The organism is Bordetella flabilis (assembly GCF_001676725.1).
Lineage (GTDB): Bacteria > Pseudomonadota > Gammaproteobacteria > Burkholderiales > Burkholderiaceae_B > Bordetella_C > Bordetella_C flabilis.
This window is the reverse complement of record NZ_CP016172.1, coordinates 4,481,406-4,504,091: the sequence shown is the minus strand read 5'-3', so window position 1 is coordinate 4,504,091 and position 22,686 is coordinate 4,481,406. Positions and strand designations below refer to the sequence as shown.

At 64.5% G+C, this 22,686-nt stretch carries 22 protein-coding genes and 1 tRNA gene; 14 read left to right on the top strand and 9 right to left on the bottom strand.

The features are described from left to right. Positions 1 to 107 precede the first annotated feature (107 nt). The 4 genes from pstS to pstB all read left to right on the top strand — a co-directional run bounded on the left by pstS (position 108) and on the right by pstB (position 3,938). On the top strand, positions 108 to 1,148 hold the full coding sequence (gene pstS, locus BAU07_RS20025) for a phosphate ABC transporter substrate-binding protein PstS (RefSeq protein WP_157122543.1): 1,041 nt from the start codon (positions 108 to 110) through the stop codon (positions 1,146 to 1,148). 66 nt (positions 1,149 to 1,214) lie between these two features. Further along, complete coding sequence (gene pstC, locus BAU07_RS20020; protein WP_066661454.1) at positions 1,215 to 2,231, top strand: phosphate ABC transporter permease subunit PstC; 1,017 nt, start codon at positions 1,215 to 1,217, stop codon at positions 2,229 to 2,231. A 17-nt stretch (positions 2,232 to 2,248) separates the two neighbouring features. After that, positions 2,249 to 3,106: a phosphate ABC transporter permease PstA gene (gene pstA / locus BAU07_RS20015; RefSeq protein WP_084025888.1), complete on the top strand. Its 858-nt coding sequence runs from the start codon at positions 2,249 to 2,251 to the stop codon at positions 3,104 to 3,106. A gap of 55 nt (positions 3,107 to 3,161) precedes the next feature. Further along, positions 3,162 to 3,938, top strand: a complete 777-nt coding sequence (gene pstB / locus BAU07_RS20010; protein WP_066661452.1) for a phosphate ABC transporter ATP-binding protein PstB — start codon at positions 3,162 to 3,164, stop codon at positions 3,936 to 3,938. A 184-nt stretch (positions 3,939 to 4,122) separates the two neighbouring features. Here the strand turns inward: pstB and BAU07_RS20005 are convergent, their stop codons facing one another. Continuing rightward, the gene (locus tag BAU07_RS20005; protein WP_157122361.1) at positions 4,123 to 4,878 is read right to left on the bottom strand and encodes a hypothetical protein; all 756 of its coding nucleotides are present in this window, start codon (positions 4,876 to 4,878) and stop codon (positions 4,123 to 4,125) included. A 229-nt stretch (positions 4,879 to 5,107) separates the two neighbouring features. Then, positions 5,108 to 5,824: a GntR family transcriptional regulator gene (locus BAU07_RS20000; RefSeq protein ID WP_066661446.1), complete on the bottom strand. Its 717-nt coding sequence runs from the start codon at positions 5,822 to 5,824 to the stop codon at positions 5,108 to 5,110. A gap of 329 nt (positions 5,825 to 6,153) precedes the next feature. Between BAU07_RS20000 and BAU07_RS19995 the strand changes: the two genes are divergently transcribed. The 3 genes from BAU07_RS19995 (at position 6,154) to BAU07_RS19985 (ending at position 8,475) form a co-directional block, all read left to right on the top strand. Next, positions 6,154 to 7,116 carry a Bug family tripartite tricarboxylate transporter substrate binding protein gene (locus BAU07_RS19995; protein ID WP_198168826.1) on the top strand — a complete coding sequence of 321 codons (963 nt, stop codon included), beginning with the start codon at positions 6,154 to 6,156 and terminating at the stop codon, positions 7,114 to 7,116. A gap of 14 nt (positions 7,117 to 7,130) precedes the next feature. Beyond that, complete coding sequence (locus BAU07_RS19990; RefSeq protein WP_066661440.1) at positions 7,131 to 8,297, top strand: enolase C-terminal domain-like protein; 1,167 nt, start codon at positions 7,131 to 7,133, stop codon at positions 8,295 to 8,297. A 101-nt stretch (positions 8,298 to 8,398) separates the two neighbouring features. Then, positions 8,399 to 8,475 (top strand) — tRNA-Pro (locus tag BAU07_RS19985). Positions 8,476 to 8,562: 87 nt separating this feature from the next. On the opposite strand, the gene BAU07_RS19980 is transcribed toward BAU07_RS19985, so the two are convergent. From BAU07_RS19980 to BAU07_RS19970, 3 genes are all read right to left on the bottom strand, one after another. After that, positions 8,563 to 9,567, bottom strand: coding sequence for a Bug family tripartite tricarboxylate transporter substrate binding protein (locus BAU07_RS19980; protein ID WP_066661439.1), 1,005 nt, complete (start codon positions 9,565 to 9,567; stop codon positions 8,563 to 8,565). Between the two features lie 136 nt (positions 9,568 to 9,703). Continuing rightward, complete coding sequence (locus BAU07_RS19975) at positions 9,704 to 10,105, bottom strand: tautomerase family protein (RefSeq protein WP_066661437.1); 402 nt, start codon at positions 10,103 to 10,105, stop codon at positions 9,704 to 9,706. A 40-nt stretch (positions 10,106 to 10,145) separates the two neighbouring features. Further along, positions 10,146 to 11,072, bottom strand: coding sequence for an alpha/beta hydrolase (locus BAU07_RS19970; RefSeq protein WP_066661435.1), 927 nt, complete (start codon positions 11,070 to 11,072; stop codon positions 10,146 to 10,148). A gap of 81 nt (positions 11,073 to 11,153) precedes the next feature. Between BAU07_RS19970 and BAU07_RS19965 the strand changes: the two genes are divergently transcribed. The 5 genes from BAU07_RS19965 to BAU07_RS19950 all read left to right on the top strand — a co-directional run bounded on the left by BAU07_RS19965 (position 11,154) and on the right by BAU07_RS19950 (position 14,840). Then, positions 11,154 to 11,945: an alpha/beta fold hydrolase gene (locus BAU07_RS19965; RefSeq protein ID WP_066661432.1), complete on the top strand. Its 792-nt coding sequence runs from the start codon at positions 11,154 to 11,156 to the stop codon at positions 11,943 to 11,945. Positions 11,946 to 12,010: 65 nt separating this feature from the next. Continuing rightward, complete coding sequence (locus BAU07_RS19960; RefSeq protein ID WP_066661430.1) at positions 12,011 to 12,508, top strand: MarR family winged helix-turn-helix transcriptional regulator; 498 nt, start codon at positions 12,011 to 12,013, stop codon at positions 12,506 to 12,508. Between the two features lie 102 nt (positions 12,509 to 12,610). Further along, a complete protein-coding gene (locus tag BAU07_RS19955) occupies positions 12,611 to 13,039 on the top strand; it encodes a nuclear transport factor 2 family protein (RefSeq protein WP_066661428.1) in 429 nt (142 codons plus the stop codon). Between the two features lie 394 nt (positions 13,040 to 13,433). Next, on the top strand, positions 13,434 to 13,658 hold the full coding sequence (locus tag BAU07_RS27245; RefSeq protein WP_232338172.1) for a hypothetical protein: 225 nt from the start codon (positions 13,434 to 13,436) through the stop codon (positions 13,656 to 13,658). Positions 13,659 to 13,952: 294 nt separating this feature from the next. Further along, positions 13,953 to 14,840 carry a fructose bisphosphate aldolase gene (locus BAU07_RS19950; RefSeq protein WP_066661426.1) on the top strand — a complete coding sequence of 296 codons (888 nt, stop codon included), beginning with the start codon at positions 13,953 to 13,955 and terminating at the stop codon, positions 14,838 to 14,840. Between the two features lie 155 nt (positions 14,841 to 14,995). On the opposite strand, the gene BAU07_RS19945 is transcribed toward BAU07_RS19950, so the two are convergent. Further along, a complete protein-coding gene (locus BAU07_RS19945; RefSeq protein ID WP_066661424.1) occupies positions 14,996 to 16,231 on the bottom strand; it encodes a GGDEF domain-containing protein in 1,236 nt (411 codons plus the stop codon). Positions 16,232 to 16,461: 230 nt separating this feature from the next. After that, a complete protein-coding gene (locus tag BAU07_RS19940; protein WP_066661422.1) occupies positions 16,462 to 16,959 on the bottom strand; it encodes a TspO/MBR family protein in 498 nt (165 codons plus the stop codon). Between the two features lie 421 nt (positions 16,960 to 17,380). Between BAU07_RS19940 and BAU07_RS19935 the strand changes: the two genes are divergently transcribed. Together BAU07_RS19935 and BAU07_RS19930 are read left to right on the top strand one after the other, a co-directional pair. After that, complete coding sequence (locus BAU07_RS19935) at positions 17,381 to 17,794, top strand: DUF3597 domain-containing protein (protein ID WP_066661420.1); 414 nt, start codon at positions 17,381 to 17,383, stop codon at positions 17,792 to 17,794. Between the two features lie 542 nt (positions 17,795 to 18,336). Further along, positions 18,337 to 19,425, top strand: a complete 1,089-nt coding sequence (locus tag BAU07_RS19930; RefSeq protein WP_066665582.1) for an Ldh family oxidoreductase — start codon at positions 18,337 to 18,339, stop codon at positions 19,423 to 19,425. A 140-nt stretch (positions 19,426 to 19,565) separates the two neighbouring features. Here BAU07_RS19930 and BAU07_RS19925 read toward each other — a convergent pair whose 3' ends face one another. Then, the gene (locus BAU07_RS19925) at positions 19,566 to 20,834 is read right to left on the bottom strand and encodes a nitrate- and nitrite sensing domain-containing protein (RefSeq protein ID WP_066661419.1); all 1,269 of its coding nucleotides are present in this window, start codon (positions 20,832 to 20,834) and stop codon (positions 19,566 to 19,568) included. A 101-nt stretch (positions 20,835 to 20,935) separates the two neighbouring features. Continuing rightward, on the bottom strand, positions 20,936 to 22,681 hold the full coding sequence (locus BAU07_RS19920; protein ID WP_066661417.1) for a bifunctional protein-serine/threonine kinase/phosphatase: 1,746 nt from the start codon (positions 22,679 to 22,681) through the stop codon (positions 20,936 to 20,938). Positions 22,682 to 22,686 lie beyond the last annotated feature (5 nt).

The following is a 22,686-nucleotide window of genomic DNA, read 5'->3' as shown; positions in this document are numbered from 1 at the left end:
AGCGGTATATGACTGTCACTATCCTGTCATCTTGCGCTCTTAACATGCGCTCCATGACAAGAAAGACGGGCCTTGCCCGCGGTCATTCATCCACAGACGAGAAGGAAATCACGATGCGTGTCTTCAAGCAGATCTCCCTGGGCCTGGCCCTGAGTGCTGCCGCAATCGCCGTGCAGGCGGCCAATATCACCGGCGCCGGCGCTTCGTTCCCGTACCCGGTCTACGCCCGGTGGGCGTCCGACTACAAGGCCGCGACCAACAACACGGTCAACTACCAGTCGATCGGCTCGGGTGGCGGCCAGCAGCAGATCATCGCCAAGACGGTCGATTTCGGCGCCTCGGATGACCCGATGAAGGGTGAGGACCTGGAAAAGAACGGTCTGCTGCAATTCCCCGCCGTCATCGGCGGCACCGTGCCGGTCGTCAACATCAACGGCGTGACCCCCGGCCAATTGAAGCTGTCGGGCCCCGTGCTGGCCGACATCTTCATGGGCAAGATCAAGAAGTGGGACGATGCCGCCATTCAGGCGATGAACCCCGACGTCAAGCTGCCTTCCGCCGACATCATCGTGGTGCACCGTTCGGACGGCTCTGGCACGACCTTCGGCTGGACCAACTACCTGTCCAAGGTTTCCGCTGACTGGAAGGCGAAGGTCGGCGAAGGCAAGGCGGTCAAGTGGCCCACCGGGCAGGGCGGCAAGGGCAACGAAGGCGTCGCCGCCTACGTCGGCCAATTGAAGAACTCCATCGGCTACGTCGAATACGCCTACGCCAAGCAGAACAAGCTTTCCTGGACCCAGCTGCAGAATGCCGCCGGGAAATTCGTCCAGCCCGAGCAGACGGCCTTCGCCGCCGCTGCCGCCAACGCGGACTGGAAGAGCGCCCCGGGCATGGGTGTGGTGCTGACCAACGAGCCGGGCGACGCGTCCTGGCCCGTGACTTCGGCGACCTTCATCCTGGTGCACAAGGTGCAGGACAAGCCGGGCCAGGGCAAGGCCGTGCTGGAGTTCTTCGACTGGGCCTTCAAGAACGGCGCCAAGTCGGCCGAAGCGCTGGACTACGTGCCGCTGCCCGAGGCAGTCACCACGCAGATCCGTGCTTCGTGGCAGGTGATCAAGTCGGCCGACGGTAAGGCGGTCTGGCAATAACGTCACCCTCGCCGGGCCCGGGCGCCATCCGCCCGGGCCCGACTCTTCTGCAAGGAAAGCCCATCCATGAGCGCGGTAATGGATAATAATGTGCCGGTTTCATCCCACGCGGCGGGCTCCGCCGCCCACGGCACACCTTCCCCAATGAAGCAAAATCAAAACGCGCTGATGGATGCGCTGTTCAGAAACCTTACCCGTCTGTTCGCCTTCCTGGTTTTCAGCCTGCTGGCGGCGATCCTGGTTTCGCTCATTTATGGCAGCCGGGAATCCCTCGCGGAATATGGCCTGTCGTTCCTGTGGCTCAACGACTGGGATCCGGTCAAGCAGAGCTTCGGTGCCGTGGTGCCGATCTACGGCACATTGGCCACCTCGATCATCGCCCTGATCATCGCGGTACCGGTCTCCTTCGGCATCGCCATCTTCCTGACTGAACTTTCCCCGACCTGGCTGCGCCGGCCCTTGGGCACGGCCATCGAGATGCTCGCGGCGATTCCGTCCATCATTTACGGCATGTGGGGTCTTTTTGTCTTTGTCCCCGTATTCCAGCAATACGTGCAGCCCACGCTGATCGATGTGCTCGGCAACGTTCCCTTCATTGGAGGCTGGTTTGCAGGGCCTCCGTTCGGCATCGGGATTTTCACCGCGGGCCTGATCCTGTCCATCATGATCGTTCCCTTCATCGCAGCGGTCATGCGGGACGTTTTCGAACTCGTGCCGCCGATGCTGAAGGAATCGGCCTACGGACTGGGCAGCACGACCTGGGAAGTGATGTGGCGCGTGGTGTTGCCGTTCACCAAGTCCGGCGTCATCGGCGGCATCATGCTGGGCCTGGGCCGCGCCCTGGGGGAAACGATGGCGGTGACCTTTGTCATCGGCAATTCCTTCAGCATGGGCGGCTCGCTGTTCTCTCCGGGCAACTCGATCGCCTCGGCCTTGGCCAATGAATTCAATGAAGCGGGCGGCATGCAGAAATCCGCTTTGCTGGAACTCGGCCTGGTGCTGTTCATCATCACTACCATCGTGCTCGCCCTTTCCAAGCTGTTGCTGGCTCGCCTGGCGCTGCAGGAAGGCAAGAAGAACTGAGCCACCGGAAAATCGTCATGGCCACATCCGTCCTTCATATGCAGAACGCGTCCTACCGGCGCCGGCGTGTCGTCAACAAGGTGATGTTGTCCTTGTCGATGGCCGCCCTGGTGTTCGGCTTGTTCTGGCTGTTCTGGATCATCGCCACACTGCTGCTCAAGGGCGCCGGCGCCCTGTCTTTCACGCTGTTCACGGAGATCACGCCGCCGCCCGGGCAGGCCGGCGGCCTGATCAACGCCATCATGGGCAGCTTGCTCATGGTCGGCGTGGGAACGCTGATCGGCACGCCGGTCGGCATCCTGGCCGGCACCTACCTGGCCGAATATGGCGGGCGGGGATGGCTGGCGCCGGCCACCCGGTTCCTGAACGATGTGCTGCTGTCGGCGCCGTCCATCATCATCGGCCTGTTCATCTATGCCGTGTATGTCGCGCAGGTGGGCCACTATTCGGGCTGGGCGGGGTCGATTGCCCTGGCCATCCTGGTGGTGCCGGTGGTGGTGCGCACCACCGACAACATGCTGATGCTGGTGCCCAATGGACTGCGGGAAGCCACGGCCGCGCTGGGCTGCCCGAAGTGGCGCATGATTACCATGGTCTGCTACCGCGCCGCGCGTTCCGGCATCATCACCGGTATCTTGCTGGCGATCGCCCGTATCTCCGGCGAGACCGCGCCGCTGCTGTTCACCGCGCTCTCCAACCAGTTCATGTCGTGGAACATGAATGCGCCCATGTCCAACCTGCCCGTGGTGATCTACCAGTATGCCGCGAGCCCGTTCAGGGAATGGAACGACCTGGCCTGGGCCGGGGCCACGCTGATCACCCTGGTCGTCCTGGGAATCAACATCGCGGCGCGCAACCTGTTCCGCAAAGCCTGACCCGCTGGTCATGATCCGCCGTCCGCGCCGCGCGGCGCGGCCTTAGGGAAACGATATGGAAAACACCGCAAAAGCCCTTTCCTCGAAGCTCGAGGTCAAGAACCTGAACTTCTACTACGGCAAGTTCCACGCCATCCGCGACGTGAACATGTCGATCCGGGAAAAGAAGGTCACGGCATTCATCGGGCCTTCGGGCTGCGGCAAGTCGACGCTGCTGCGTACCTTCAACCGCATGTTCGAGCTGTATCCGGGCCAGCGCGCCGAAGGCGAGATCCTGCTGGATGGCGAAAACCTGCTGACCACCAAGACCGACATCTCGCTGATCCGCGCGAAGGTCGGCATGGTGTTCCAGAAGCCCACGCCGTTCCCCATGAGCATCTACGACAACATTGCCTTTGGCGTGCGGTTGTTCGAGCGCCTGAGCAAGGGCGAGATGGACGAACGGGTGGAATGGGCTTTGACCAAGGCCGCGCTGTGGAATGAGGTCAAGGACAAGATCCACCAGAGCGGCAACAGCCTGTCGGGCGGGCAGCAACAACGGCTGTGCATCGCGCGCGGCGTCGCCATCAAGCCCGAGGTCCTGCTGCTCGATGAACCTTGTTCGGCGCTGGATCCGATTTCCACGGCCAAGATCGAAGAGCTGATCGCCGAGCTGAAGAACGAGTACACGGTCGTGATCGTGACGCACAACATGCAGCAGGCGGCGCGTTGCTCGGACTACACGGCCTACATGTACCTGGGCGAGCTGATGGAGTTTGGCGAAACGGACCAGATCTTCGTCAAACCGAAGCGCAAGGAAACCGAGGACTACATTACCGGCCGCTTCGGCTGATCGAGCCGAGCGGCCGGGCCGCTCAGCGCCTGGCCCGCAAGCGTGGCCAGGCCCATGTGCGGCTGCGGCGCGCGCTGACGTCCGTGCTTCTGCTGCGGTGGTGTCCACCGGGGCGGGTTTGGGAGCGGGTCGAAGGCACCGGCCTCAAGTTGCGTATCGGCCGTGGGTTCGTGTCGGTCTGGGACTAGTCCTCGCTATCGCGGTCCGCCGGTTCATCGCCCAGCATGCGGCGCGGATCCATGTACCAGACGAAGCTGATGCGCTTGTCCGTTGGGGACATGTTGTCCCAGTCGGCGAAGTCGGCCAGAAATTTCTTCTCCGCCTGCGCCGCGTCCAGATGGGGGTAGAAGCCCTCGCGAAACCGTTGGATGGTGTCTTCGTAAGCGCCCCCTTGCTTGAGCACTTCCATACTGGCGCGCACCACCTTGTCGAAGGTGCCGTCCTGGCGCCAGGCGTCGACGACGGCATCGTAAAGGGCGACGCGGCGTGTCGTCCCCGCCACGGAGTCCAGGCCGTCTCCTTCCGTCATGGTATCCCGGTAGGCCGCGACGATATCCTGATGCTTGCCCGCACGCTCCCACCGGTTCAGGGTTGCCTCCAACGTGCGCATGCCAAAGGTGTGCGGCTCGTCCGGTATCCCAGGCGCGTTGTCCGGGCCAATGGCCGCGCGCCGGGTGCGTTCCGTGGCTTCGGCTGCATGGCGCCGCCCGGCCACGATGCCATGTCCGACGGGACGTCCGAGCGGGGGTGTGATGTGACGTGCGTGTGCCGCGACGTGGCGTCGCACGGCGTATCCGGCGAACATGGCACACGCGGCGATATCCTGCGATGTCGTGCCTTTTGACGGCTGGGGCGCGCTGCCTGGCGTGGTGCTATCCAATAGTGCCAGCGTCCCATGACACACAGCCGGCCCGGCGGTGCGGCTCATCGAAATCGACATGTCCTCTCCTGTTGCGTGAAGCGCGCACGGATCGGTGCGCGCGCCCTTAGGTGTTGCCCCCCTTCGTGGAGTTCCTGGGGCGGAGGGTCGAAAGACCGGGCAGGCACCGGTGCGCGCATCGAATCCGCGGGATCGCCGCGTCACCGTTCCGCGGGAGGGAGGTGTGAAGGCATCGGCTCCGGAGCGGTGTGCCAATCCACGCATCGAATGCGCCGAGGCCACCCGCCGGCTATCGGGTCAGGCGCAGTCCGTATTCGAAGCGGTCGCCGGCATGCGTGCTGATGGTGATCTGGCACACCCGGCCGGCGCCGTCCTTGTAGTGGCGCCTGATCTCGAGCGCGGCATCGTCCGGCTCGCAGCCGAGGTGCTGGGCCATGCGCGCTTCGAGTTTGACGGCGCGCATGGACTGCGTGATGTCGACGATGACGACGCCGCATTTTTCCTGCATCAGGTCGCAGATCAGGCCTTTTTCCTGCCTCACGTAGCGGCGGATACGGCGGCCGATCGCGGCGTCGAGATAGACCTCCGTCCAGCAGATGGCGGGTCCTGCACCCGTCTCCGTCCGGAGCATCCTGACGTTCAGCCAACGCTGGCCCGGACGGCAGCCCAGGCGCGCGGCCAGGGCGTCGTCGGCAATGACTTCCTCGATGTGTTTGACATGCCGCTCGGTCTCGGCGGCATATTGCACCAGATCTTCGACTGTGGCGATCGACCGTGCATAGCGCGGTGTGGGGGCTGTCGCCTCCACACGCGTGCCCGAGCGCCGCTTGCGCGAGATCAGGCCGAGGCTTTCGACGATGTCCAGCGCCGCACGCACGGTGGCGCGGCTGACGCCGCGCTGCCCGGCCATTTCGACCTCGCTCGGCAATCTGTCGCCGACCGCCATCTGTCCCGCGGCGATCTCTTTCACGATCGTTTGCGCGAGTTCCGCGTAACGCGCTGCCATCCTGTTTTCCCGTGACGTCGTTGCCTGCCCGGCTTGCGACCCGAGGGTATGCGGGCCATGCGGAGCGTCGGTCGATCCGGTCGGGATTGTACTTGACAGCAGTGCACGCAAATCCGTATTCTTGGTACGTACCATTGAATGGTACGTACTATTCAAGTGGCGAAGCCAGTTCGTGGATGCGGAATGGGTACAGAGCCCGCCTGCGGTATGACGTCCGGTGTTCCCGTGCGGTATCCCGTGCTGTAGGGAGGCCTGTCCGGCGCGCTGATCGAGGGTAGACACACGACGATAACGGCGCCGGCCATGTTGCCCGCGCCATGGAGGAAGACATGATCAAGAAAGGCCTTTGCGTGGCCGCGCTCTGCCTGCTCGCCGGGACAGGCGCGCGGGCAGCGGACTATCCGTCCAAGCCCATCCGCCTCATCGTTCCATTTCCTGCCGGCCAGTCCGGCGACCTGATCGGCCGGGTCTTCGCCGAGCAGATCACCCGCCGCCTGGGACAGTCCGTGGTGGTGGAGAACCGCCCCGGCGCCGGGGGCACCCTGGGCACGGACGTGGCGGTTCGTTCGGCGCCGGACGGCTATACGCTGGTCCTGATCAGCAATGGCCCTTATGCCATCGCGCCGGCGATCTATCCCAAGCTTACCTATCATCCCCAGACCGACCTGGTTGGCGTCGCGCTGCTCGGAACCTCGCCGCAGGTCTTCGCCGCGAATCCCCAGGCAGGTTTCAGCGACATCAAGAGCTTCGTCGCCAAGGCGCGCGGGGGCCAACTGACCTTCGGGTCATCGGGCAACGGCTCGACCCAGCACCTGACGATGGAGTACTTCGAGAAGACGGCCGGCATCACGCTGATGCACGTCCCGTTCCGCGGCAGCGCCGACGCGCAGACCCAGGTTCTTGGCGGCCAGATTCCCATGCTGGTCGATTCAGTGCCGGCCTCGCTCGCGCAGATCAAGGCCGGCCGCATGAAGGCCATTGCCGTCACCTCGTTGCAGCGTTCCGAATTCCTGCCTGACGTACCCACCGTGGCAGAACAGGGCTATCCCGGGTTCGAAGCCATCGGCTGGTTCGGCCTGGCGGCTCCGGCCGGTACGCCGCAACCGGCCCTCGACATCTTGAACGGCGCGGTCCAGGCCGCGCTGACCGATCCCGCCGTGACGAGCAAGCTTGCCACCATGGCCGTTACCCCTGCCGGCAAGGAAACGCCGGCGCACTTCGGCAATTTCCTGCGCAGCGAGATCGCCAAATGGGGCAAGATCGTCAAAGAATCCGGCGCAACTATCGACTAGGCTGAACCCGCATCATGCGTATCACCGCCATCAAGGAAATCTCCGTCCCGCTCGCCGGCAATATCGCCAATGCCCTGGTGAATTTCTCGCAGCACACTGTTTCGCTTGTCGCCGTCGAGACCGACGTGGTGCGGAGCGGGCGCCGGGTCACAGGCTACGCCTTTGACTCGATCGGGCGCTTTGCGCAGGGTGGCATCCTGCGGGATCGTGTCATTCCGCGCGTACTGGAAACCAATCCCGCTGCGCTGCTATCAGAGGCGGGCGATACCTTCGCCCCAGCGAAGGTGGCTGCGGCTGCCATGCGTAACGAGAAACCGGGCGGCCATGGCGATCGCGCCTGCGCGGTGGCGGCGGTGGAACTGGCCATCTGGGATCTCAATGCCAAGCTGGCCGACGAGCCGGCGTATGCCACCATTGCACGGCATTTCGGTCGAACGGCAGTGCGTACGGACGTCGATGTCTATGCCGCCGGCGGGTACTACTACCCACCCGCCAGCGCGCACACGCTGTCCGCGGAACTGAGCGGCTATCGCGAGCTCGGGTTCGATGCGTACAAGATCAAGATCGGCGGCGCATCGCTGTCCGACGATCTGGCGCGCATCGAAGAGGCGCTGAAGATCGCGGGTGCCGGATCGCGGCTGTCGGTCGACGCCAACGGCCGGTTCGACCTGGATACGGCGCTGCGCTATGCACAGGCCATCGCCCCTTACGGCCTGCGCTGGTACGAGGAAGCCGGCGATCCGCTGGACTTCCGCCTGAATCGGGAGTTGGCCCAGGCCTATGGCGGGGCATTGGCGACCGGGGAGAACCTGTTCTCCCTGCGCGAGGTCGTCAACCTGCTCGACTATGGCGGACCGCGCATCGGCAAGGACATCTTCCAGATGGACGCGGGCCTGTGCTATGGCCTGACGGAATATGCCGCCATTGTGGATCTGCTCGAAGCGCGCGGGTACAGCCGCAAGCAGGCTTATCCGCACGGCGGCCATCTCATCAACCTGCATATCGCCGTCGGCCTGGAATTGGGCGGCTGCGAGGCCTATCCGGGCGTGTTCCAGCCCTTCGGCGGTTATCCGGCCGGTTGCGGACTGGCGCAGGGGCGGGTACGCCCCACTTCGGCGCCCGGCTTCGGCCTGGAGGAAAAGCTGGAACTGCAGCCCTGGATCGCCAGGCTGGCGGGTTGAACGGGGATCCCGTGCGTGGCCGGGCCGCGAAAGGTACGCAGGGCCGTAAGCCATCCCGGCCTCATGTACAATTCAGGCCCGTCCGAATAGCGGACGGTCGTCGGGGCGTAGCGCAGCCTGGTAGCGCATCTGCTTTGGGAGCAGAGGGTCGCGAGTTCGAATCCCGCCGCCCCGACCAAGAAAATCAAGGGCTTACAGAAATCGATCTGTAAGCCCTTTGTCTTTGGTGCTATGCAGCCTTATTCCAGGCCCGCAAGAGCGCGCATCATTGCCGGGACAGGTTCGCTTTCGCCGTCAGGCGCTGCGCCCGTGCGAGTTCGTCGCGATAGAAAGCATCGGCCTGGGCGAGATCCATGGGCGTCATCGGCCTATTGCCGGTGTCCACCGACCACTTCTGATAGGCGGCGCTGTTGACCACGCCTGCCACGGACTCTTGCAGTTTGCGCGCCACCGGCTCCGGGGTATTCCGGTGGACAAAAATCCCCGGCCACACCTGGTAATTGAAATCCTTGAGTACAGTGCTTTCACCAGTGCCGGGAACGTCCGGAAGACTGGGATTCCGAGAGACCGTCCCCATGGATACCGCCTTCAATCTACCCGCGCGAATCATATCCAGCACGGTGGATACGATGGGAAGAAACGCGTAGTCGACTTGTCCCCCGACGAGATCCTGGACGATGGGGGTGACGCCGCGATACTGTACGTCGAGCGTCTTGATGCCCGCCTGTAGCTGGAAATCCACTGAAGCAAGATGGGGTGTCGAGCCCACGCCCCAGTTGCCAAACGAGTACTCGGGCCCGCCTGGTGCCTTGATCATGGCGATGAGCTTGTCGATATTCTCGGGCGCATCCTTGCGGCCGGTCACCAGGACAAGGTCGGAGAAAATCAACGGATGCAATAGGCGCAGTTCGTTCGGGTCATACTTCGCCGACTTCAACACGGCAGGATTCATGACGGCGTCGTTGCCGGTCAGCGCGAGAAGCCGGTGGCCGTCCTGGGGTTGCTGCAGGTAGTACGCCGTGGCGATCGAGCCGCTCGCGCCGCCACGGTTCTCCACCACGACTGTCTGGCCCAGCAACTGCTGCAGGGGTGCGGAAAGCTGGCGCGCGGCGACGTCCGCGCCGCCTCCGGCGGGGTAGCCCACGGTCAGGAGGACCGATTGCGATGGAAATGAATCGGCCAGGGCCGCATGGGTCGCGGTACCCAGCGTGATGGCCAGAGAAGCTTGAACGATCCACCCCAGGGCGGATCTGAGAAAACTGCGGTCCATGATTGTCTCCGAATCTCTACGTGGTGCAGGTGCGGTTAAGGCGTCACCTGTCTACTTCTTTTGCATGTCGATCAAACACCCGGCCGGCGTCCGGGCTCGGGTGCTGCTGCCGTTGGCGTACCGGAGCCATCCTCTTTCACCATTTAGGCGCGATATCCATAAGCTGCGCAATGCCGCGGCCGAAGGAGAAGTTCTCGTTCGGTACGGGGATGAAGGCGATGAATACATCGTCCGGGGATACCCCTGCATCCTGTTCGAGCAATCGCGTAATCGCGGCCATCAACAGTTTCTTGTCCTCCGCGGGCCGATGCGCCCCGATGAGGACGGTCACGATCATCGCCTCGGCGCTGCGCTCCATTCCCATGAAGGTCGGGTCGATGAAAAGCTCATCGTCGCCATGTTCGGAGATCATGACGAACCGGTCGCCGGGCGGGATGTTAAGAGCTTGCACCAGGGACTGGTTCAGCGCATTGCCGATTGCAATCTTGCGTTCCCGGGTGAACTTCCCTTTAGGGATGTGTGCATTGAAAACAGGCATTCGATATTTCTCCTGCAAGGGTAAACAAAACCGCCCGCCGCTATCCGCGCGCCGGGGCGAGCGTCGGCGGCTGGGGGACCAGGTGCTCTTCGAACCATTCGATGGCGGCCTGCCGCGCACGGGGAAATGCCGCGTCATAAGGGTCGAAATGACCGCCAGGTACCAGAACAAGGCGCTTTGGCGGTAGCGCGTCTTCGTATGCCTGCAGCTCGAGATCCGTCATCGTCAGACGGTCGTCGGTTGCGACGATCATGAGCAGTGGGGTAGGGGAAACGCGCGCGGCCCAGATACCCGGCTCATACATACGTGCGGCGAAAGTCGAACGCAGCGTGACGGTGTTTTCCCATGCGCCGCCGGTGTCCTGTTGATAGAACGCGATCGAGTCCGGCGACCGATAGGCCGCCGGGACCAAGGGGTCGTCGCTGACGACGGCCTGGTAGCGAGGCGCGCCGCCTCGATGTTGTTCGCGCAAGTCGGCGGAGAGCGTCGCCAGGAAACCTGGCGCGACATCCGGGGAGACACGCCGGCGCCCCTGCTCGAAGCCGCTGATCGTGGGCACCTGTGACACGACGCAGCGGATCCGTCGGTCTGTCGCACCCAACACCAGTGCGTGGCCGCCGCTATAGCTGGTGCCCCATATGCCAATCCGCTGCGCGTCCACTTCCCGGCGGTTTTCGAGGAAAGAGACGGCACGGCTCCAGTCCTTGATCTGCATCCAAGGGTCAATATCGTGGCGCGGCTCACCATCGCTGGCTCCGAAACCGCGATGGTCGTGGATCATCACGACAAAGCCGGCTTCCGCGAAAGCAAGCGCGAAGCGCTCCAGCCCATGTTCCTTTACCGCCGCGTAGCCATGACACATCGAGATTGCCGGCCGCGGCCCGCCCACGTGATCCGGCACGAAAAGCCATCCGCGCAAGGTCGCGCCGGATTCGCCGGGGAACTCAATGTCGTGCCTAGTCGCCATGAATTTCTTCTTGATCCTAAATGAGCATATGCTCATAATAGGCGTACGGACGCCGGATGACAAGCGATTCGGACACAGGGGATGGACATGCATGCCGAGCAGGACAGCGGTGCTTTGCCCAACGATGACGACGCTCGCCTCGTCGCCGACGCGGTACCTACGGTAGTTTTGATCCACGGGTTTCTGGACAATGGCGCAACGTGGAGGCCGCTCATCGAGCAACTGGCCGCATATGGTGTGAAGTGTGTAGCGCCCGATCTTCGTGGGGCAGGCGCGCGGTCGGGGTCCGGCGGGCCCTATACCCTGTCGCAAGCTGTCGAGGATGTGCTGGACGTGCTTGGACAGGCCGATGGGCGGTTGGCGCTCGTCGGCCATAGCATGGGCGCCCAGATCGCCGAGCTGGCGGCCGCGCGCATGCCTGGAAGCGTGGATCGGCTCGTACTGATTACGCCCACGCCTCTAGAGGGAAATGTGCTCCCCGACAGCGTGCGGGATATGCTGCGCGAGTGCGGGGGTAACGCCGCCGCACAGCGGGAGATCCGGATGCAGTTCTCCGTCAAGAGGCCATCGGCGTTGTTGGAGCCCGATCCGGCTGGTTTGATGGGTGTGGAGGCGGTGCGTGGATACTACGACGCGTTTACCGCAGGCGATGGCGCAGGCGTGCGTCCTTGCGCGTATACCGGTCCGGTCCTTTTGATCGGTGCCGCGCAGGATCCCGTCATTCCAGCTGCCTTGGTACAGGCCATCCACGAGAAGCGGTTTCCAGACGCCCGGTTGACGTTTGTAGGCGAGAGCGGTCATTGGCCGCACGTAGAGCAACCCGCAGATCTGGGGCGCGTTCTGGTGGGCTTCCTCCGTCCCGGGGATATCTGATTTTGGCGTTTATGAGCAGGTGAGCGTATATTCTGGACACCCTTGGACGATACGGAGTGCGTGGGATGTCCGGAAGTGACGAAAGCTTGGTCAGCATCGATGGGCTGTGTAATTTCACCGCGCTGCGGCGGGCATCGCGCTATGTCACCGCGGTGTACGACCAAGCCCTTGCGCCAGCGAATCTGCGTATTACGCAGTTCTCGATCCTCTATCAGCTCGCCAAGCATGGCCCCATGACGATCGGCGACCTCGCAGACCGTATGGCGATGGACCGTACCACCTTGTCAACAAACGTGAAGCTGCTGCAACGGGATGGACTGGTAGGACTGGTGGCTGGAGAAGACCGCCGCGCGAAACTGGCGACGATTACCAAGCTGGGCCTGTCCCGTTACAAACAGGCGTTCCCGCTGTGGAACGAAGTCCAGTCCCGTTTTGAATGTGGATTCGGGAAGCAACGGGCCGAGCGCTTGCGCCGTGAGCTACGGCTGGTGCTGAGGAGCGGGTTCGACCCATGGGCGGAGAACACAGCTGGCATGCAACATTGCGCAGATCCAGGAAAGTAGCCATATGCGGGGGTTCCCCGCTTTTTTTGGTCCAAATATGAGTACTTGCTCATAATGCCGTGAGTCCACGCACTTACATCGAAGCTTCAGAGGAGATAACTGATGACCGATTCCGAGATCCTTGACGCCTGCCGGAAGGCCTTTACCGGCTTCGAGCGTAACGACAGGGCGGACCTTGTCGACGCGCTGGCGGACGACGTCGTATTCGAGTTCTCCGACTCGCTGCCGTATGGGGGCACGTATCGGGGCAAGAAGGAGTTCCTGGCTTTCTGGGCGCATGTCTACAAGGAATACGAATACTTCGACTACGACGCGCACGCGGTGCTGCGAGCGGAGGACTACATATTCGTGCCCGTAGTCGCGCGTGCCAGGACCAAGGCGGGATTTTCGATGCAGAACGAGCATTGCTTTCTGTTCCGCGTAAAGGACGGCCGTATCGTTTATGGTCGGATCTATGCGGACACCGCCCGGGGGCGGGACGTGCTGGAAGGGCGAGAGCCCCGCAGGTTCCCAAAACTGATTCTTGAATGAGTCATGGCTCGCGTCCCTGCAACCGTCTCGACCACCACAACTACTATTCCGTCATTGGCACGAATGGCGGCCGCAGGGGCGCCGGGTACGCCTCGAACGCAGTTGGTGCATGCCTGGCCGAACCGCCATGACGCGTTTGCGTCGGATGCTCGCGAGATCGCAAGCCCCATGATCGAATGGCGGAGCCGGCATTTCCTTCCTTGTCACTGAGCGCTGCTCCGGCGCGCTGTTCCGCCGTGGCGCCATTGCGGATGACGCAGCAATGGAGATGGAATGCACCTATCAAGCGAGATCGCGTAGCCCTTGCCTTGCTGAGCACTGGCTGGCCATTGGGGGCGATGGCCTCGGACTTTTCGCGTGACCTGGCGCCCCGGGGCCTCGTCGATCGGCCCATGTGAAATCCGCCGGGGTCCACGCCGCATGGTTTCCATGCAACCGCGAGCATGGCCGCGCGAATCAACCGATGGTCATTCCCGGCCAGGCATTCGTCGGCACCACCAGCGGTGCAATGGTGCTGTACCAGTACGCGGGGCAACTGTACATCGGTAGCGACAACGCCATTGATGAATACCGCGAGGTCGACATCATCCCGGAACGTCCTCCCGGCATGCCGGAATGAGCCCTTGCAGCCCCGCTATCGCGCTCGCATCGCATTCGCGCCCGCTTGAACCAGCTACGCTCGTGTCCTGATCGCCGCCCCCGGGGCCGCCCGTCCCGTTTCCGCACGCGTGCCCGCTTCTCCTATGTAAGGCGTTTTATCATCTGTATCCGTCTTTTGTACGAGTACGGGCGGACGATCCACCATGGGGCCGCGGCTCACGGTAAGCTCTCGCCTGGGCGCCAGAAGGGGTTGGCCTGGCTGGCGCGCAGGATTATCACCATTTCCGTTTTCATGCTGATCAGGAGGCAATAGATGAACCAGGAACAACTGACCAAGATGGCGCAAGGCCAGGGTTTTATCGCCGCGCTGGACCAGAGCGGCGGCAGTACCCCGAAGGCCTTGAAGCAGTACGGCATCGAGGAGTCGGCCTACAGCGGCGAAGCGCAGATGTTCGATCTGGTGCACGCGATGCGTACGCGCATCGTGACCAGCCCGGCCTTCGATGGCCGGCGCGTCCTGGGGGCGATTCTGTTCGAAATGACCATGGACCGGCAGTTCGACGGTATGGACGCCGCGACCTATCTATGGACGCGCAAGCAGGTGGTCCCTTTCCTGAAAGTGGACAAGGGCCTCGCCGCCGAGGCGGACGGCGTGCAGCTGATGAAACCCATTACGGGCCTGGACGAGTTGCTGAAGCGCGCGGTTGCCAAGGGCATTTTCGGCACCAAGATGCGTTCCGTGGTCAACGGCGCGAACGCCAAGGGCATCGACGCGGTGCTGGACCAGCAGTTCGAGGTGGGCCGGCAAATCTTCAACGCGGGTCTGGTTCCCATCCTCGAGCCGGAGGTGTCGATCAAGGCGCCGGATAAACAGCAGGCCGAAGAATTGTTGAAGCAGGGTTTCCTGAAGCGCCTGGATGCGCTGCCGGCGGACGTGCGGGTAATGCTGAAACTGACGCTGCCGACGGTCGATGGATACTTCAAGGAGCTGGTTGCGCACCCGCGCGTCGTGCGGGTGGTGGCCTTGTCGGGCGGCTACAGTCGCGACGATGCGAATGCGCGCCTGGCCCGCAACCCCGGTGTGATCGCCAGCTTCAGCCGTGCGCTCACGGAAGGATTGACGGCGCAACAGTCGGACGAGGAATTCAACGGCATGCTGGATCGCAGCATAGAAGGCATCTACCGGGCCTCCATCGCCTGACGCCCGAGCGCCCGGTGATGGTTGCATGCTCATTGCCGCGCCGCCGGTTTCCATGACGCCGCATGCAGCCATCGATGCCGTGACCTGGCCTTCCATCTGGCCAGGTCACGGCTTGACTGTTTGCTCGCGGTGTCCGCCGATGGGTGCCGAACCGTTCATCCCGACGGCGCGACACTGCTGAGTGCGCGGGCGCCGTCAATCCGGGCCACGACGCGATTCCTGCCGTTTCGCTTGGCGTCGTAGAGCAGGGCGTCCGTGCGACGGTAGAGGGCCTCCCAGCTGTCGGCGCCCTGTGTATCCGATACGCCGAAGCTGGCGGTGACAAACGCTCTTGCCCCGCCCAGCATGAATTCGCAGCCGGCGATCTCTTCCTTCAGCCTCGCCGCGAAGGCGCATGCCTCCTGCACTGCCGCCCCCGGCAGGAAGATGCCGAATTCCTCGCCTCCCAGGCGTCCGACGATATCGTTGGCGCGAGTCGTGCAGCGCAGTACGTTGGCGATGCCTCGCAGCACTTTGTCGCCGGCGGCGTGCCCATGGCGGTCGTTGATGGCCTTGAAGTGATCCACATCGCACAGCACCAACGCCCCGGGCGACCGTTGCGGCGCGCCACCGGCTGCGGTGCCGCGCCGCCCCGTCGCGGCTGCCATCGTCCGCAAGTGCGCCGTGACGCGTTCCTGGAAGGCGCGACGATTCAGCAACTCGGTCAGCCCGTCGGCATCGCGTTCCCGGCGCAGGTCCTCGATGATGTCCGCGACACAGGCCGCCAGCATGGTCAGCGCCAGGCCCGTGCCCAGCACCGCCAGTGAAAGCTGCAGGGTTTGCCAGAACACCGAATCGGCGAATGCGCGGGCGGTGGCCGGCGCGGTAAAGCCGATGGTCAGCAGCGTGCGCGGGAAGAACTGCAATGCGAATACGAGAAGGATCCAGAACAGGACCCGATCGACCAGCCGCCCGCGCCGCCATTGCCGCGCCCGCACTGCCGTGGCGAACAACACCAGGCCATAGCCGAAGTTCTGGATGTAGACGCGCGCCAGTACGTTGCGGTCCACATAGAAGTAGTAAGCGATAAGCATCACGAAGACCGCCAGCAGCGAAGCGAGCACCCAGCCGGGAACCGGCCGCTGTGCCCGCCGCAGCAGGCCCTGCGCGGTGAGCAGCACCGCCGCGCTGTAGAGAGTGCCGGAAACCACGGCGTTCGCGCCGGCGCCGGGTGGCAGGTACAGGATCTGGGACGCCGCACCGAAGGTGAAGAGCCAGCAGCCGGCGGCGAGGTCCAGCAGATAGCCCCGCTTGCGATCCATGAACCAGGTGGCCGCGAAGGCGATGCCGAAGATCAGGAGTATGCCGGGGCCGATCAGGGACAGCGTTACGCGGACGACGGCACCGTCCACCTTGTGCTCCCTTGCGGCGCGCCAGGCGAGGCAGCGGTGCAGCCGCGGCTGTGCCGGCTGACCCGATGCGCGCGTACGCGATCGTCCATCGTGTTCATAAGCGTGTCCTGCATCCCCTCATTCGCCAAGTATAGGGGAGGGCGAAGGCGGGCCGCCGGGACCGCCATTGGCGGGGCGGCTTATGTCCCGCGCGCGCAACCCCGGAAGTGCGCGCGGCGCACTGTGAACCGTTACCCGAGCAGGTTCGGATTGTCCTGCCAGACCCGATAGCACAGAACCGTCGCGAAGCTTACCCAGGCCAGGTACGGAATGAGCAGCGCGCCTGCCAATGGCCGCACGCGCCAGAAGGCAACGAGCGTGGCCAGTATCAGCACCCACAATACGCACACTTCGGCGAAAGCCCAGCCGCCAAGGTGCCAGGCGAAGAACAGCCAGCTCCATAGCGCATTGACCGCCAGCTGCACCAGGAAAAGGATCAGAAGGCCAAATCGCCTGCGCCAGCCGCCCTCACGCCATACCAGCCACGCCGCCACGCTCATCACGGCATACAACGTAGACCAGACCGGGCCAAAGACGCCCGCGGATGGCGCCCACGCGGGTCTGACAAGCTGGCCGTAGAAGTCCCCTGCGTTGGCGGACGCGATAGCGCCCGCCGCGGCCGCGGCGAAGCCCGCCACAAGCCAGCCGATCAGGCCAAGGATGGGATGGTGCGGCATGTCGGAAGTCATGGTCGGTTCCGTATCAAGGGATGCATGGAATGGGCGGAATCCCGGGCGCTCGGCTACCTCGAAAACAACCGGGGACGCAAGTACCCTGCCTGGCGTCATCCGGCCGTCGGAATCGTGCTGTGCTCCGGTGTGGCGGCAGGGCTTCGCCGCGAGCACCACGGGCCGAAGCACCGCTGTTCATGCCCGCGCAGGAACTGCGGCGCCTGCTGTCTCGGCTGCGCGATGCCCTGAAGGATGGCGGTACGTGGCGGTCATCAACTTGAAGGATGAAGCGCCCGCCATGTGCATGCCTGCGCCGCTGATGGCCGGTAGCAGCGCGTTTGGCTGCGGTATGCTGGGAACTCGTCCTGCGTCCGGTGGCATCGCGCCCCGGGAGCCATCTCGCAAAACGGCGTTCGCGCCGTCTTCTTGGAGTCAAGCCATGAGCATCTTCAGTGCCATCCTGAGCAAGATTCTTCCCTCCCGCCACAAGGCCGAAACCACCGCTGCAGACCCGTCGGCCGCGATCCCGCAAGCGCCTGCCGCGGCACAGCCGGCGGCAGGCGCTCCCGCCGCAACTGCTCCCTCCGGAGCTGCGCCGGTCGATGTCGAAGCCGTGCTTAGCGCGATGCAGGCCCAGCATCCCGAAAAGCTGAACTGGAAAACTTCAATCGTGGACCTGCTCAAACTACTGGGGCTTGACAGCAGCCTGGCATCGCGCAAGGAGCTTGCCGCGGAGTTGGGCTACAGCGGCAGCACCGACGACTCCGCCGCCATGAACATCTGGCTCCACAAACAGGTCATGCGCAAGCTGGCCGAGAACGGCGGCAAGCTGCCCGCCGATATGTTGGATTGACGGGATTGCCCGGCCCGGCGCCGGGCAATTCCAGCGCGCGGTACCGGCCGGAGCTATGGACCGCGAGGTATGCCGGCTGGCGGCGTGGGCGGGCACCGTGGCATCTGGCGGTAAAGGCGGCTAGCGCCGTGCCGCCAGCTGATTGATGGATGCCCAGTCCCATCCGCCTCGCCGCCACGCCGACCCACTGCATCGGCGCAAGGTGCTCGCCGAAGGCCGCGGCGGCGGCCCACAGCCCGCTGATCGGCCGCGGCAGCGTGAAGAGCGAGATCCTCCCCGCACCGTGCCGCTGCAGGACCCACGGCCACATCTTGTGGGGCAGCAACGTCGCAAACAAACCGGGTAACAGCGCGGCGACGCATTCAAGCAAGCCAAATGTGCCAGAGGGTTCGGGGTGGCATCGCTGCCATTCCGGGCGATAGCGGGCGCATAGAACGGTTCCATCGCGCACCGCGCACGTCATCGCTGAAGCGGTGCCGATGGTCTACTATCCGGCCGAGGGCTGGATCGCATCTCACAATGAGGGCCCGAAGGAAACCGACATGAGCGATATAGCGTCGTCAACGACTGCCTCGACGCAGGCCCCAATCGATCCGGATCGTTTGAAGGCGTTCGCCCAGGCGGTCTACGAGAGCGCCGGGGTGCCGGCGCAGGATGCCTCCCTGGCGGCGGATACCCTGGTGCAAGCGGATCTGTGGGGCCACCAGTCCCACGGCATGCTGCGCCTGGGCTGGTACTACGCACGCCTGCGATCCGGCGCGATGAAAGCGCGAACGGAATGCCGCATCGCCGTCGACGCCGGTGCCGTGGCCGTGCTGGACGGCAACGACGGCGTGGGGCAAGTCATCGCCCGCCGTGCGGTGGACGAGGCCGTCCGGCGTGCGCGCCAGCATGGTGTCGGCATGGTGTCGGTACGCAATTCCAACCACTTCGGCACCTGCATGTACTACACGCGCATCGGCGCCGCGCAGGACTGCATCATGATGCTCATGAGCAACGCCGGGCCGAATATGGCGCCCTGGGGCGGGCTGCAGAAGAAGATCGGCACCAATCCATGGTCGATCGCCGCGCCCGCGGGCCGCCATGCGCCCATGGTCATGGACATGGCCAATTCCGGCGTGGCGCGCGGCAAGATCTACCTCGCCAATAACCGCCACGAGTCGATTCCGGCGCATTGGGCCGTCGACAGGCAGGGCCATCCCACCACCGATCCGCGCGCGGCGCTGGAAGGCTTCATCCTGCCCATGGCGGGACACAAAGGCTATGTGATGGGCGTCATGGTGGATGTGCTGTCCGGCGTGCTGTCGGGCAGCGAGTTTCTGGACGGTGTCCATGGCCCCTACGACCCGGTGAACCGCAGCGGCGCGGGGCATTTCTTGCTGGCGCTGAATGTCGCAGCCTTCATGCCGGTGACGGAGTTCCATGCGCGCATGGAGGCTTACATCGCGTCGCTGAAGGATGTGCCGGTGGCGCCCGGCCACAAGCAGGTGTACTACCCCGGGGAAATGGAAACCCAGGCGGATCGGCAAAACCGCGCGAGCGGCCTGACGCTGGCAACGGAGACGTTGGCCGACCTCAGGCGCATCGCCGGGGAGGCCGGCCTGCGATACGACGACTACCTGGGCGCCTGAGGGCGTCCGGACAGGCGGATCGCTGCGCGCGTCGCCGTCGCTCTCGCGCCTGGCCTGGCCGCGGCGGCACCGCTGGTGCTGCCGGACATGCCCCAGTCGCGGCGCGCGGCGATGCGCGTGGCCGGCGCCCCCGCGCATCGCTACCCCGCGCGCGTACCGAGTTCGTCCAGCACCTGGGCGGCGACATCCGCCAGGGGCAGGCCGCTGTCCATGGCGGCGCGCTGCAGTTTGTCGTGCGCGGCTTGCTCGCTCAGCCGGTAATGGCTGGCCAGCAGCCACTTGGCTTGCTCGATGCGCCGGCGCTCGTCGAGCACGCCCCGCGCCTGGACAAGGGCATCGTTGGCCTGCTGCATGCGCAGGGTCTGTTCGCGCATCATGTCCAGCAGGGAACGCGCCATGTCGGTACCGACCCCGTCGGCCGGTGGCGTGTCCAGGATACGGCCCTGCACGTTGAACAGCATGGGCGGCATCGTGCCGCCGGCATGGTCGGTGAAGCGGTCCAGCAGCGAACGGTGGTTGTGCAATTCCTTGCGCATCGCCGCGATGCGGGCCCGGCATTGCCGGGACAACGCGTCGGCGAGCCCGCTTTCGACGGTGCGCATGGCGTCGATCCGTTCCGTGCAGATGTCGAACCACAACTGCGCCAGGCGCGCGTCCACGCGTGCGCTGTCCGATGTCTGCTGGACCATCTGCCGCATGCGGACGATGCGGTCGTCCTTGCCACGCATTTCTTGCCAGCAGGCCAGCGCTTCTTCGGGGCCGTACTGCTCGAATGTCCCGAAACAGCGCGCCTGGGCGTCAACGAATTGCCGCATGCGTGCCTTGCGGTTCTCGGTGAAATAGCCATCCATATAGCCCATCACGCCGTACGCCCGCTCCTGCCCGCTGAGCTCCTTGCCCTGCATGAAGTTGAGCAGCGCGACCAGCGTGCGGGTGACGGCCGCGTCCAGCGCCGAATCGGCCGCTTCGAAGACGACGGCCAGCAGGCTGGCGATCAGGACGGTAAAGATTTCGCCGGCTTCCTCCGCCGGAACATGGCGCTCGCCGATGCGGGCGCGCAAGCCGGGAAGCGCGTCCAGCCGGTACAGCGCATAGGCGATGCCATTGAATAGCCGGGCCTTGTCTGGGGTGGTGTCGGCGTCCGATTCCAGGCCGGCCAGGAAGGCGCGCACCTTCTCTTCGATGTGCTGGGCCTCGGTCCTCAGCGTCGCCAGCGTCGGCAGGAGCGCGGCATCGCCGCTGCACAGATACAGGTTGGAGTAGCCTCGCTCCTTCTGCAGCGCATGCACCAGTTCGCTGACCTGCGCGACCAGTTCGCAGGTGCCGGCCAGCACTTCGAGGCCGCGCAATTCGCAGCGGCGCGCCGCGATCAGCAGGCGCAGGGGTGGCGGGGTGGGGTCGTTGGACATGATGGCGGGTAGCAGGCTATGTGCCGTGGTGGGCAGTATCGCAGGACAGACGACAAGACATCAATGCATGGTGGCAAGAAGGGGCCCCGGCATCGCCGCGCTCAACGGTAGGCGGCCAGGATCAGCACGGCGATGGCCAGGACCAGGCATAGGCTTTTCCAGAACAGCAGCGGGTTGCGCTCGATGAGGGGTGTGGCTCTGCGGTCCGCGACGCTTTGCTCCGGATGGTCCAGCGCATAGGTGAACTCCGATAATTCCTGGTAACGCGCTCGCGGATCGGGATGCAGGGCCTTGCCGAGCACCGTATCCATCCATGCGGGTATGTCGCGGTCCTTGTCCATTACGGATACATAGGCCAGCTTGCGCTGCGCGGCAAGCGTGCGAGCCTTGGCGGCCTCAGTTCCGTAGGGCAGCCGACCCGTCAGCATTTGATAGGTAATCGCCGCCAGCGAGTAGATATCCGAGGCGAATGAACCTGTCTCGCCCAGGAAATACTCTGGCGCCGCGTATTGCGCGGTGCCCAGCATCGGCGGCTGATCTTCCCGCGCCGCGAATTCCAGCACGCCGGCCACCCTGGCCGAACCCAGGTCGATGATCTTCACCGTCCCGGCGCCATCGATCATGATGTTGTCCGGCCGCAGGTCCTGGTGCAGGATCTCCATGCGGTGGAAGGCCTGCAGCCCTTTGGCGATCTGGCCCACGATGGCGCGCACGGCATCCGTGGCGGGCGCTGGGTTCGCGGACATCCATTGCGTCAGGGTGCGGCCTTCGACGTATTCGCCAACCGTGTACAGGTAGTTGCGCCGGCGCGTAGCAGGCGCCGCCTTGGCCACGTGGCGGCTGTCGATGCGGCGAGCCGTCCATTCCTCCAGCAGCAGCCGTTCCAGGTAGGCGGGGTCGTGGCGCATGTCCAGCGACGGTATCTTGATGACCACCGCCGCGCCGGTCTCGGCATCCTCGGCCCGGTATACATGGCTGCGGCTGCTGGCGTGCAGCGCCTGCAGGATGCGGTAGCCCTCGAACACCTGGCCCACTTCGAGCAGCGGCGGGCAGGGCAGGCTGCTGGAACGGCGGCCGATCTCGTCGGCGCGCGGGCCGGGCAGCGCCTCGATACGGACGATCTGCACCGTCAGGTTGTCGGTGCTGCCGCCCGCGCACGCCAGCTCCACCAGCCGGCGCGCGGCCTCGTCCAGGTCATTCCGGTGCATGGCGACGGCGTCGAGCATGGCCTGCGAATCGACGTATTCATACACGCCGTCGGTCGCCAGCACGAAGACATCGCCGAGCTCCAGCGGCTGGGTGTGGTAGTCGATCTCGACATGCTGGGCCAGCCCGAGCGCGCGTCCCAGGTAGCTCTTGTCGCGCGACACCCACACGCGATGGTCGTCGGTAAGCTGTTCCACCGCGCCGTCGCGCAGGCGGTGGATGCGCGCGTCGCCGACATGCAGGATGTGGGCCGTGGCCGACTTGAGCACCATCACGCTGATGGTGCAAACGTAGCCGCGGTCGTTGTCGTGGCGATGCCTGCTTTGCCGGGTTTGCGCGTGCAGCCATGCATTGGCGGCGACCAGGACGCGCTGGGCGGACTTCTTCACGGACCAGGTTTCCGGCGTGCAGAAATAGTCCTCCAGGAAGCTCGCCACGGCGGTCTCGCTGGCGATGTGGCTGACCTCGCTGCTGCTGATGCCGTCGGCCAGCGCGACGGCGATGCCCTTGGCCCCCAGCAGGGGTTCCTGCGGGATGCAAAGCCCGTGGAAGTCCTGGTTCGCCGGTTTGCGTCCGCGATCCGAATGCTGGCCGACGGCCACCCGCAGGGCGGCTGCGGTGTCCCGCTGCGGCATGTCCATGCGCG

Coding starts and splice junctions, on each gene's coding strand:
- BAU07_RS19970 (WP_066661435.1), bottom strand. CDS start 11,072: ATGGCGACTAGGCACGACATTGAGTTCCCCGGCGAATCCGGCGCGACC.
- pstB (WP_066661452.1), top strand. CDS start 3,162: ATGGAAAACACCGCAAAAGCCCTTTCCTCGAAGCTCGAGGTCAAGAAC.
- BAU07_RS19955 (WP_066661428.1), top strand. CDS start 12,611: ATGACCGATTCCGAGATCCTTGACGCCTGCCGGAAGGCCTTTACCGGC.
- BAU07_RS19935 (WP_066661420.1), top strand. CDS start 17,381: ATGAGCATCTTCAGTGCCATCCTGAGCAAGATTCTTCCCTCCCGCCAC.
- BAU07_RS19990 (WP_066661440.1), top strand. CDS start 7,131: ATGCGTATCACCGCCATCAAGGAAATCTCCGTCCCGCTCGCCGGCAAT.
- BAU07_RS19920 (WP_066661417.1), bottom strand. CDS start 22,681: ATGGACATGCCGCAGCGGGACACCGCAGCCGCCCTGCGGGTGGCCGTC.
- BAU07_RS19925 (WP_066661419.1), bottom strand. CDS start 20,834: ATGTCCAACGACCCCACCCCGCCACCCCTGCGCCTGCTGATCGCGGCG.
- BAU07_RS20005 (WP_157122361.1), bottom strand. CDS start 4,878: ATGTCGATTTCGATGAGCCGCACCGCCGGGCCGGCTGTGTGTCATGGG.
- BAU07_RS19930 (WP_066665582.1), top strand. CDS start 18,337: ATGAGCGATATAGCGTCGTCAACGACTGCCTCGACGCAGGCCCCAATC.
- BAU07_RS19975 (WP_066661437.1), bottom strand. CDS start 10,105: ATGCCTGTTTTCAATGCACACATCCCTAAAGGGAAGTTCACCCGGGAA.
- BAU07_RS19995 (WP_198168826.1), top strand. CDS start 6,154: ATGATCAAGAAAGGCCTTTGCGTGGCCGCGCTCTGCCTGCTCGCCGGG.
- BAU07_RS19960 (WP_066661430.1), top strand. CDS start 12,011: ATGTCCGGAAGTGACGAAAGCTTGGTCAGCATCGATGGGCTGTGTAAT.
- BAU07_RS19940 (WP_066661422.1), bottom strand. CDS start 16,959: ATGACTTCCGACATGCCGCACCATCCCATCCTTGGCCTGATCGGCTGG.
- pstA (WP_084025888.1), top strand. CDS start 2,249: ATGGCCACATCCGTCCTTCATATGCAGAACGCGTCCTACCGGCGCCGG.
- BAU07_RS19980 (WP_066661439.1), bottom strand. CDS start 9,567: ATGGACCGCAGTTTTCTCAGATCCGCCCTGGGGTGGATCGTTCAAGCT.
- BAU07_RS19965 (WP_066661432.1), top strand. CDS start 11,154: ATGGACATGCATGCCGAGCAGGACAGCGGTGCTTTGCCCAACGATGAC.
- BAU07_RS19950 (WP_066661426.1), top strand. CDS start 13,953: ATGAACCAGGAACAACTGACCAAGATGGCGCAAGGCCAGGGTTTTATC.
- pstC (WP_066661454.1), top strand. CDS start 1,215: ATGAGCGCGGTAATGGATAATAATGTGCCGGTTTCATCCCACGCGGCG.
- BAU07_RS20000 (WP_066661446.1), bottom strand. CDS start 5,824: ATGGCAGCGCGTTACGCGGAACTCGCGCAAACGATCGTGAAAGAGATC.